Genomic DNA, 9,715 nt, shown 5'->3' on the forward strand with positions numbered 1-9,715 from the left:
GTAGGGTGTGGGGTGTGGGGTGTGGGGTGTAGGGTGTGGGGAGAACAAAGCTGCCCTTTACCTTTTGCCTTTTGCCTTTTGCCTTTTGCCTTTTGCCTTTTGCCTTTTGCCTTTTATCTCCTGTCTCCTGTCTCCTGTATCCGTTAAATTTCTTCCCAAGTACCTTGAGCGGCGGTAATTTTCTCTTTAGCACTATTGCTAAAAGCAGCGGCCTTCACCTTGAGGGGAACGGTAATTTCACCATCACCCAAAACTTTTAAAGGGCCGTCGTTACTGGTGAGAATGTTAGCTTTTAGGAGACTTTCTAGGGTAACTTCCGTATTAGCGGGTAAAGAAGCTAATTTTTTCAGATTAACGATCGTGTATTGACGGGGGTTAACCAAAGGAAAATGCTTTAATTTCGGCACCCGGCGATAGAGGGGCATTTGTCCCCCCTCAAAACCGGGGCGAGTCCCTGTCCCGGAGCGAGATTTTTGTCCGCGCATTCCCAGACCGCAACTAGCGCCCTGGCCGGCCGAGATACCCCGTCCCACACGACGACGACGTTTAGTTGACCCCGGTTGGGGGGCGATTTCGTGGAGTTTCATGGTGATTTCTTTAGGTGTACAAATGTTCTACAGATACGCCTCGATCCTTGGCCACTTCCGAGAAAGTGCGGAGGGTTTCCAGGGCGTTAACAGCGGCTCTAGCGTTATTGAGGGGGTTATCGCTACCGAGTTGTTTAGCGAGGATATTTTTTACCCCAGCCAATTCTAAAACGGTACGGACAGCCCCCCCGGCAATAACCCCAGTCCCCGGAGCCGCCGGACGCATAAGTACCTGAGCGCCACCGGAAGCGCCCCGGGTGAGGTGAGTGATAGAACTAGCCTTAGTTAAGGAGACTTCAATTAGTTGTTTTTTGCCATCGGCCACGCCTTTACGGACGGCCCCGATAACATCCCCTGCTTTGCCAACTCCCACTCCCACCTGGCCGTTTTCATTACCGACCACGACGATAGCCCGGAAGCTGAGTTTTTTACCACCCTTAACCACTTTACTAACCCGGCGGATCTGGATGACCCGCTCTTGCCAAGTGGTTTCTTTTTCTTTTTCGCGGTTGCCTTTGCGACGTTTTGCCATAGTTTTATCAGTGTTGAAAGGATATTTTAGAAGTTTAAGCCGGCTGACCGAGCCGCTTCTGCTAAGGCTTTGACGCGACCGTGATAGAGATTGCCACCGCGATCAAAAACCACTTGTTCGATGCCTCTTTCTAAGGCCCGTTGGGCCACCAGTTTACCCACGGCAGCCGAGGCTTCTTGGGTAGCGGTGGACTCTAATTCCCCGCGCAAGGTGGCCTCTAGGGTAGAAGCGGCCGCGAGGGTATGTTGGGCTACGTCGTCGATAATTTGGGCGTAGATGTGGTTATTAGAACGAAATACGGATAAACGCGGCCGTTCAGCAGTGCCATTAATTTTGCGACGCACACGCTGGTGACGACGACGGACTGATTCTTTGCGACTAAGTTTCATGGTTTATTTTTTACCTCCTTTACCGCCTTTAGCGCCTTTACCGCCAGCTTTACCAACTTTGCGACGGACGACTTCACCAAGATAGCGAATCCCTTTTCCTTTATAAGGTTCGGGGGGACGAACTTCGCGGATTTTAGCGGCAATGTTACCGACGGCTTCTTTGTCGATGCCACTGACGATAACTTGGGTGCTGTTCTCTACGGCGACGGAAACACCATCGGGCATCTCCATCTCCACGGGTTTACTGTAACCGACGTTAAGAACTAATTTACTACCCTGCGCCTGGGCGCGGTAGCCCACCCCTTGGATATCGAGGCGTTTTTGAAAGCCGGTAGCGACTCCTTCCACCATGTTGGCTACTAGAGTTCTACAGAGTCCGTGGCGTTCTCTGGCGGTACGGGAATCGTCTTGACGGGTAACGAGCAGAGTTTCGCCATCTTTATTGATGGCGACGGCGGTGGGTAGGGTTCTCTGGAGAGTTCCTTTGGGTCCTTTCACCGTCACGGTAGCACCATCGATATCGACGGTGACTTTATTGGGAATAGGAATCGGGCGTTTGCCAATACGAGACATAACAGTTATCAGTTATCAGTTATCAGTTATCAGGGAAGAGTTATCAGTGGGTCAGCTATCAGGTTTAAACTTGGAAAGGCTGACGGCTGATAGCTTATCCTTGTTTACCAGATGTAGCAAAGGACTTCGCCGCCAACGTTTTGTTTACGGGCCTCGCGATCGGTCATAATGCCTTTAGAGGTAGAAACAATGGCGATGCCAATGCCACCGAGGACGCGAGGTAAGTCTTTACTGTTGGAATAAACTCGCAGGCCCGGTTTACTGACTCTGGTGAGGGTAGTAATGATCGGTTGACGGTTTTTGCCTTTATATTTGAGGGAAAGAACTAATTGAGATTTAATCCCCTCACCCACTTCCTCAAAGTCAGCAATAAAGCCTTCGTCCTTGAGAACTTGAGCAATACTGCGCGTCATCCGCGTGGTGGGAATTTGAGTAGTGGTCTGCCGAACCGCGCAAGCGTTACGGATGCGGGTCAGCATATCCGAGATGGTATCGTTAGCAGACATGAATTACCTGTTTTTCTCCTAAATTGGGATCAACATCAGTGGTCAGTTATTGCGGGAGTCAGGAGTCAGGAGCCAGTCGTCAGGAGAAGGTAGGTAGGATTTATTCAGTAATTTCTCTGACAAAATCGCTTTCTCCCTTTTCCCTTGCCACTTTTTCCTGATTTTTTTCCTTTTCTCTTGATTGATTTATCTAAAGGGCATTCCCATCTCTTTGAGGAGGGCGCGTCCTTCTTCGTCGTTTTTAGCGGTGGTGATGATTGAGATGTCCATCCCGCGAATTTGATCGATTTTGTCGTATTCAATTTCGGGGAAGATCAACTGTTCACGAATGCCTAAACTGTAGTTACCACGACCATCAAAACTGTTACCGCTGATACCGCGAAAGTCGCGAATGCGTGGTAAGGCCAGATTAATGAGACGGTCTAAAAAAGCGTACATTCGATCGCCGCGCAATGTCACCATGACACCCACGGGCATTCCTTCGCGAATTTTAAAGCCAGCGATCGCTTTTTTAGCTCTAGTCACTACCGGTTGTTGTCCGGTGATGGTGGACAGTTCCTCCTTGGAAGACTCCAAAGCTTTGGCGTTTTGTGAAGCTTCCCCAAGACCGCGGTTAACGGTAATTTTGATAACTTTAGGTACTTGGTGGATATTGGTATAACCAAATTGTTCTTTCAGTTTCGGAACAATGGTTTCTTGATAGGTGGTTTTTAGTTTTTGGCTCATAGTTTTTCTGCTTACTTTTCCTGGGCTTGGTCAGGAACTAGAATTGATGGGAAACTAATCAATAATTTCGCCAGTTTTCTTCAGTATCCGCACTTTCCGACCGTCTTCGGTAAAGGTATAACCTACCCGACTGGCGATTTTTTTCTTCTCGGAATAAAGCATCACTTTGGAACTGTGAATCGGTGCTTCGTAGGTAAGGATTTGACCCGATTCTCCTTCCTGTTGGGGTTTAGTATGTTTGGTGCGGATATTAACTCCTTTGACCACCACGGTACTTTCTTGGGGTAAAGCGCGTAAAATTTCGCCCACTTTGCCCTTATCGGAACCAGCGATTACTTGAACGACATCCCCTTTTTTAACGTGCATTTTTTGCCTTTGGGGTGGGGTTTGACTGTTTTTCTTACTCATTTTTTTTGACCTCAAAGTGTGAAAAGTTTTAGACTAGCCATCAGCCAATTGCCTTGGTACTTTTCACTTTGATCAGAGAACTTCTGGGGCTAGGGAAACAATTTTGGTGTAGTTTTTATCGCGCAATTCCCGAGCGACAGGACCAAAAACCCTAGTACCTTTGGGATTACCGTCATTATTAATAATCACGGCGGCGTTATCATCAAAACGGATGCTCATGCCACTATCGCGACGGACGGTTTGACGGGTCCGCACAATCACCGCAGTGACCACATCGGATTTTTTCACGGGCATATTGGGGATAGCGTCCTTAACCACGGCGATAATTTTGTCACCGATGCCACCGTAGGTACAGTTACCTGTGCCCAGCACCCGCAGACACATTAGTTTCCGCGCCCCGCTATTGTCAGCGACATTTAAGTAGGTTTGTTGTTGAATCACGGTTTTTACCTAGGTGAAATTTAACTATCGGTTAATATTTCCGCCACTTCCCAACGTTTGGTTTTACTGAGGGGGCGGGTTTCACGAATGCGAACTCGATCGCCTTGTTTGGCTTGATTTTCTGCGTCGTGAGCCTTAAATTTCTGGGTTTTCACGACGATTTTGCCGTATTTAGGGTGAGGAGAGCGGTTTTCAATGGCTACCACTACGGTTTTATCCATTTTGTCGCTGACCACTACCCCAACTCTTTCTTTAACTGCCATAGCGGGTTATGCCTCCGGGGTGGACTGGGCTAGTTGGCGCTCCCGTTCTACGGTCAATAATTGGCCGAGACGGTGGCGGGTGTGTTTGAATTCGTGGGTTTTTTCCAAGCGGCGGGTGGCCTGTTGCAAACGCAATTCAAACAGTTTCTTTTTGGCAGCGAGGATAGCATCAGCGATGTCCTCATCGCTCATCTGCCTCACTTCGGCGATTTTCGGTAAAGCCATTAGACAAAATCCTCCACGCGAGTGATAAATTTGGTCTTAATCGGTAATTTTTGGGCGGCTAGGCGCATTGCTTCCCGGGCCACGGGTTCGGCTACCCCGGCAATCTCAAACATAATGAACCCCGGTTTAACCACGGCCACCCAGAATTCGGGGGAACCTTTCCCGGAACCCATCCGGGTTTCTGCAGCCCGTTGGGTGACGGGTTTATCAGGAAAAACGCGGATCCAGATTTTGCCACCCCGACGGATATAACGAGTCATTGCCCGTCTGGCGGCTTCGATTTGACGGGAAGTAATCCAACAGGGTTCGGTGGCTTGCAGGGCGAAATCGCCGAAATTAATCGTATTTCCGCCGGTGGCCAGCCCGCGCATCCGTCCGCGCTGTTGTTTGCGGAATTTTGTTCTTTTGGGACTTAACATGAGCTATTTACCACTGATAAATATTAGGGATCAGCCTTCGCTAGAGCGATCTTCAAACTGTTGACGGCGACGCTGTTGACGGCGCGGTGCTTGAGCGGGAACGGCGGCGGCAATTTCTTCTTGGCCGGGGATAATTTCGCCCTTAAATATCCAAACTTTCACGCCTAGAATCCCGTAGATGGTGCTGGCGGTTTTATAGGAGTAATCAATATCGGCGCGCAGGGTATGGAGGGGAACTCGTCCTTCCCGCACCCATTCAGTCCGAGCGATTTCTGCCCCGTTGAGACGACCGCTAACTTGAATTTTGATCCCTTTGACTTCGGCCCTCTGCGCCCGTTGGATGGCCTGGCGGACAACACGACGGAAGGAAACCCGTCTTTCTAGTTGTTGGGCGATGTATTCGGCGATCAGGTTGGCATCGGCATCAACGCGAGCCACTTCGATGACGTTAATGCGAATTTGACGCTGGCCACCGAGGGCTTTTTGTAAACCTAGGCGCAGCTGTTCGATTCCCGTGCCACCACGACCGACGACGACCCCGGGGCGGGCGGTGTGGATGGAGATATCTACTTGATCGGCCTTACGTTCGATGCGAATATCGGCGATACCGGCATTAGCAAGGTTTTTTTCGACGTATTCACGAATGCGGCGATCTTCTTGCAGTAGTTCGGGGTAACGTTTCGCGTCGGCATACCAGCAAGATTTATGATCTTTGATAACGCCGAGACGAAAACCGAGGGGATGGATTTTTTGTCCCATTGTGGTTTTTTTAGTTAAGGTGATTAGTCTTTGTTGCTAGGAGCGACGGCGACGGTGATATGACAGGTGGGTTTGCGAATTTGGTAGGCGCGCCCCTGGGCCCGGGGTCGAAAACGTTTTAGGGTCGGTCCGCCATCGGCAAAGGCTTGGCTAACTACCAAAGTGGCGGGATCGAGTCCTTCGTTATTTTCGGCGTTGGCAACGGCGGAACGCAGGACTTTGAGAATCGGATCACAGGCCCGGTAGGGCATAAATTCGAGAATAATTAGGGCTTCCCGATAGGAGCGACCGCGGATCTGATCGAGTACCCGTCTGACTTTCAGGGGTGACATCCGAATATAGCGGGCGATCGCTTTGACTTCGTTAGAGGTATCGATGGTCATTTCAGTTATCAGTTATCAGTTAGGTAGGGTGGGTTAGGCGACGACAACTTATAAGACTTAGTTATTAATTTATCTAGTCGCCGTAACCCACCATCTCATAGTTAAGCTAAACGGCTTTTACTTCGGATCACCGATATAGACTCCAAAAGGGTTATAGCTATTGGATCATGCAGGTTAAGCGCCGTTTAGCTTATCTGAACGCTGACCGGGGGCTTGACGGTCTTAAGATTACCGCCCACCGGTCTATTTCCGTCCTGCTTTTTTGTCGCTCTTGGCGTGGCCGCGGAAGGTGCGGGTGGGAGCGAATTCACCGAGTTTATGACCGACCATCTGCTCGGAAACATAGACGGGAACGTGCTGTTTGCCGTTGTGAACGGCGATCGTGTGACCGACCATATCGGGAATGATTGTCGAGGCCCGGGACCAAGTTTTAATCACTTGTTTACTGCCCTGGGCGTTGAGTTTTTCGATTTTTTCCATCAGGTGGCCGGCGACAAATGGCCCCTTTTTCAGTGAACGACCCATAATTTTCAGTCAAAAGTAAAGTAATAATTTCTAACCCTGGTTACGACGGCGCACAATCAGATCGCTACTGCGTTTTTTCTTGTTGCGAGTTTTGCGACCGAGGGCGGGTTTACCCCAGGGAGTCATCGGGCCGGAACGTCCGATCGGAGCGCGACCCTCTCCACCTCCGTGCGGGTGATCCACTGGGTTCATGACGCTACCCCGAACATGAGGTCTTTGACCGCGGTGACGGGTACGACCGGCTTTACCGAGACTGATGTTTCTCGCTTCGGCGTTACCGACTTTTCCGATGGTGGCGTAGCATTCACGCCGGATCATGCGTACTTCTTTGGAGGGGAGGCGGATGGTAACGTAATCGCCTTCTTTCGCTACCACTTGGGCGAAACCACCAGCAGCCCGCACCATTTGACCCCCGCGACCGGGGACGAGTTCGATGTTATGAACTTCTGTCCCCAGGGGGATGCGACTTAAGGGTAGGGCATTACCCACCTCGAAGGGAGCGTTTTCTCCGGCGATGACGGTATCACCAACGCCTAAACCGGCGGGGGCGATGATGTAGCGTTTTTCCCCGTCTTTGTAGAAAAGCAGGGCAATGCGGGCGTTACGGTTAGGATCGTACTCGATCGCCGCTACTGTGGCGGGAATATCCCGTTTATCGCGACGAAAATCGATAATCCGGTAGAGGCGTTTATGGCCGCCGCCCCGGTGACGACTGGTAACGACACCGCGATTATTACGCCCTTGTTTGCTGTGTTTGCGATGAGTTAGGGACTTTTCCGGTTCGGTTTTGGTGATCTCTTTAAAGTCGGAGATGGCCGCCTGCCTTGTCCCGGGGGTTAAAGGTCTAAAAGAACGAATACCCATAGTTTAGTTTTCCGTTATCGGGTTTCTTGGTGGTTATACGTCGGGATAGAGGGCGATCGAGTCGCCTTCCGCTAGGGTCACGATCGCGCGTTTGTATTGGGGTTTGTAACCGAGGAAACGGCCGACGCGTTTTTTCTGACGAGAGGGGCGGCTGGTGTTCACTTTCGTTACTTTCACGTCAAACAGCAATTCGATCGCCGCTTGAATTTCCGGCTTGGTCGCTTTCAAGGCGACATCGAAGACGTATTTATTTTGTTCTAGGAGTAGGGTGGCTTTCTCGGTCACGATCGGCTTTAGGATCAGATCGGCGAGTTGTCTGGCTTCAGTTTTAAGCACCATAGACCTCCTCAATTTTAGCTAGGGCTGCGGCGGTGGCGATAACTCGATCGGCTAGGATGACATCATAGACGTTGAGACTATCGGCGCGAATAATTTTGAGATTGCAGATATTACGTCCCGATAAATAGACATTTTCGGGAATTTCCGTCAAAATCAGCAGAATTTTTTCCTCTGGACTGGCTCCCCAGCGACTTAAGGCAGCGGTGAGTTCTTTGGTTTTGGGTTGGGAGAATTGTTCGGCGAAGCTTTCAACCACGATAAAGTTATCGGCCTGGCTGATCAAAGCGGTTCTCAGGGCTAATCTTTTCTCTTTGCGATTGACCTTAACCTCAAAATCTCTCGGTTTTGGTCCGAAGATGACACCGCCACCACGCCAGAGGGGAGAACGGATCGAACCGGCCCGGGCCCGACCGGTGCCTTTTTGCCGCCAGGGTTTGCGACCACCGCCGCGCACTTCCGAGCGGGTTTTGGTGGAGGCGTTACCTTGACGGGCCGCCGCTAGATGGCTGACGACGACGCGGTGAATTAGGTGTTTGGCGGTTTCGGGTTTAGCGGTTTTCAGTTCCAGGGTGCCTGTTCCCGCTTCTTCCCCTTGCCAATTTTTGACTGTGTAGTTAACCATGACTTTAATCTTTCCTTGCCCTATTTACCAAATTTCTTGGCGGGGGTGATGTTTAACAGGGTTCCTGGTTTACCCGGGACGGCTCCTTTGATCAGGATTAGGTTGCGTTCGCTATCGATTTTGACCACGGACAGTTTGCGGATGGTCACTTGGGTGGCTCCGTATTGTCCGGCCATTCTCTTACCCGGGAAAACGCGGCCGGGGGTAGTACCGGCACCGGTGGAACCGGGGAGACGGTGGTTTTTGGAACCGTGGGTCATGTTACCGCGTTTGAAGTTATGGCGTTTTTGATAGCCGGAGAAACCTCGTCCGATGGTGGTTCCAGCCACATCGACTAAATCGCCTTCTTGGAAGATAGCGGCGGTAATTTCTTGGCCTAAAGTGTAAGCGGATGCGTCCTCGAGGCGGTATTCGATTAAATGCCGCAGGGGGGAGACACCGGCTTTGGCTAAATGACCGAGTAGCGGTTTGTTGAGGGCTTTTTCTTTGACGGTTTTGTATCCCACTTGGATGGATTCATAACCGTCGGTTTTTTTCGTTTTGACTTGGGTGACGGGACAGGGACCGGCTTGAACGACGGTGACGGGAATGGCGACTCCCGTTTTGTTGTCGAAGATTTGGGTCATGCCCAGTTTTGTACCGAGGATACCGATAGACACGGATTGTTCTCTTTATCTTTACTAGACGACAATCAAAAATAACGTGGCCGTGGCTATAGGAGCGAGAAAAATCTTTCCCGCTTTATCAGCCTGCCCAACTTGAATGACTTTTTTCGAGTTATTTAAGCTGGCATCCCGTTAAATTCGTAAGTAAGACTAGACAGGTTTGCTGGTTCTGCCTAGATTGTTGCTGGTCTTTGTTTCTTCGGGACTTAAAGGGTTTATCTTCAGTATCCCGGCGAAGACCGAGCGACCAAGGCGGTTCTGCTTGGCAGTGCCTTCAGCACCACCTAACACCGATTTTGGCCACGATCAAACATTATATAATATTTGTGCCTTTTTAGGCAAGAGGTTTTTTTGCAACATCTCAATAAATGCTGGTAAGGAAGCCGAAGTCAACCTAGAAAATGAACCCGCACTCGTGAGAAAGCATCGACTTAGGTTGCACTGAGGAAGAAAATCTGCTTTAACTAAGGATATGCTTCTTCCCATCGA

At 50.3% G+C, this 9,715-nt stretch carries 18 protein-coding genes and 1 pseudogene; all 19 read right to left on the reverse strand.

All coding sequences use genetic code 11. The features are described from left to right. A pseudogene (locus PX482_RS03750) lies at positions 1 to 193 on the reverse strand (hypothetical protein); the annotation flags it as partial. Further along, on the reverse strand, positions 144 to 587 hold the full coding sequence (gene rplO / locus PX482_RS03755) for a 50S ribosomal protein L15 (protein ID WP_002757585.1): 444 nt from the start codon (positions 585 to 587) through the stop codon (positions 144 to 146). The pseudogene PX482_RS03750 and the gene rplO, both read right to left, overlap by 50 nt. A 10-nt stretch (positions 588 to 597) precedes the next feature. Beyond that, the gene (rpsE, locus tag PX482_RS03760; protein ID WP_002757584.1) at positions 598 to 1,119 is read right to left on the reverse strand and encodes a 30S ribosomal protein S5; all 522 of its coding nucleotides are present in this window, start codon (positions 1,117 to 1,119) and stop codon (positions 598 to 600) included. Between the two features lie 26 nt (positions 1,120 to 1,145). Then, positions 1,146 to 1,508, reverse strand: coding sequence for a 50S ribosomal protein L18 (gene rplR / locus PX482_RS03765; RefSeq protein ID WP_002746610.1), 363 nt, complete (start codon positions 1,506 to 1,508; stop codon positions 1,146 to 1,148). Positions 1,509 to 1,511: 3 nt separating this feature from the next. Next, on the reverse strand, positions 1,512 to 2,081 hold the full coding sequence (gene rplF / locus PX482_RS03770) for a 50S ribosomal protein L6 (RefSeq protein WP_002757583.1): 570 nt from the start codon (positions 2,079 to 2,081) through the stop codon (positions 1,512 to 1,514). Between the two features lie 104 nt (positions 2,082 to 2,185). Next, positions 2,186 to 2,587 carry a 30S ribosomal protein S8 gene (gene rpsH / locus PX482_RS03775; protein WP_002734721.1) on the reverse strand — a complete coding sequence of 134 codons (402 nt, stop codon included), beginning with the start codon at positions 2,585 to 2,587 and terminating at the stop codon, positions 2,186 to 2,188. Between the two features lie 186 nt (positions 2,588 to 2,773). Next, positions 2,774 to 3,313 (reverse strand): 50S ribosomal protein L5, encoded by a 540-nt coding sequence (rplE, locus tag PX482_RS03780; RefSeq protein WP_002734750.1) that lies wholly within the window; start codon positions 3,311 to 3,313, stop codon positions 2,774 to 2,776. Positions 3,314 to 3,367: 54 nt separating this feature from the next. Further along, complete coding sequence (rplX, locus tag PX482_RS03785) at positions 3,368 to 3,721, reverse strand: 50S ribosomal protein L24 (RefSeq protein WP_002757582.1); 354 nt, start codon at positions 3,719 to 3,721, stop codon at positions 3,368 to 3,370. Between the two features lie 72 nt (positions 3,722 to 3,793). Next, a complete protein-coding gene (rplN, locus tag PX482_RS03790) occupies positions 3,794 to 4,162 on the reverse strand; it encodes a 50S ribosomal protein L14 (RefSeq protein WP_002732358.1) in 369 nt (122 codons plus the stop codon). 20 nt (positions 4,163 to 4,182) lie between these two features. Beyond that, positions 4,183 to 4,425, reverse strand: a complete 243-nt coding sequence (rpsQ, locus tag PX482_RS03795) for a 30S ribosomal protein S17 (RefSeq protein ID WP_002734070.1) — start codon at positions 4,423 to 4,425, stop codon at positions 4,183 to 4,185. A 6-nt stretch (positions 4,426 to 4,431) separates the two neighbouring features. After that, positions 4,432 to 4,650 carry a 50S ribosomal protein L29 gene (gene rpmC / locus PX482_RS03800; RefSeq protein WP_045358711.1) on the reverse strand — a complete coding sequence of 73 codons (219 nt, stop codon included), beginning with the start codon at positions 4,648 to 4,650 and terminating at the stop codon, positions 4,432 to 4,434. Further along, the gene (rplP, locus tag PX482_RS03805; protein WP_288122080.1) at positions 4,650 to 5,069 is read right to left on the reverse strand and encodes a 50S ribosomal protein L16; all 420 of its coding nucleotides are present in this window, start codon (positions 5,067 to 5,069) and stop codon (positions 4,650 to 4,652) included. Before rplP ends, rpmC begins: the two co-directional genes overlap by 1 nt. Positions 5,070 to 5,099: 30 nt before the next feature. After that, on the reverse strand, positions 5,100 to 5,828 hold the full coding sequence (rpsC, locus tag PX482_RS03810; protein WP_061432468.1) for a 30S ribosomal protein S3: 729 nt from the start codon (positions 5,826 to 5,828) through the stop codon (positions 5,100 to 5,102). A 23-nt stretch (positions 5,829 to 5,851) separates the two neighbouring features. Then, entirely contained in the window at positions 5,852 to 6,211 is a 360-nt protein-coding gene (gene rplV, locus PX482_RS03815; RefSeq protein WP_002746605.1) for a 50S ribosomal protein L22, read from the reverse strand. 243 nt (positions 6,212 to 6,454) lie between these two features. Further along, positions 6,455 to 6,736: a 30S ribosomal protein S19 gene (gene rpsS / locus PX482_RS03820; RefSeq protein WP_002753908.1), complete on the reverse strand. Its 282-nt coding sequence runs from the start codon at positions 6,734 to 6,736 to the stop codon at positions 6,455 to 6,457. Between the two features lie 30 nt (positions 6,737 to 6,766). Further along, positions 6,767 to 7,600: a 50S ribosomal protein L2 gene (gene rplB / locus PX482_RS03825; protein ID WP_002746601.1), complete on the reverse strand. Its 834-nt coding sequence runs from the start codon at positions 7,598 to 7,600 to the stop codon at positions 6,767 to 6,769. A gap of 33 nt (positions 7,601 to 7,633) precedes the next feature. Then, positions 7,634 to 7,939, reverse strand: coding sequence for a 50S ribosomal protein L23 (locus PX482_RS03830; protein WP_002746599.1), 306 nt, complete (start codon positions 7,937 to 7,939; stop codon positions 7,634 to 7,636). After that, complete coding sequence (rplD, locus tag PX482_RS03835) at positions 7,929 to 8,561, reverse strand: 50S ribosomal protein L4 (protein ID WP_002771031.1); 633 nt, start codon at positions 8,559 to 8,561, stop codon at positions 7,929 to 7,931. The genes PX482_RS03830 and rplD overlap by 11 nt, the downstream gene beginning before the upstream one ends. A 20-nt stretch (positions 8,562 to 8,581) precedes the next feature. Continuing rightward, positions 8,582 to 9,220, reverse strand: coding sequence for a 50S ribosomal protein L3 (rplC, locus tag PX482_RS03840; protein WP_002734589.1), 639 nt, complete (start codon positions 9,218 to 9,220; stop codon positions 8,582 to 8,584). Positions 9,221 to 9,715 lie beyond the last annotated feature (495 nt).

Source organism: Microcystis sp. M53602_WE12, assembly GCF_030065455.1.
GTDB classification, from domain to species: Bacteria; Cyanobacteriota; Cyanobacteriia; order Cyanobacteriales; family Microcystaceae; genus Microcystis; species Microcystis aeruginosa.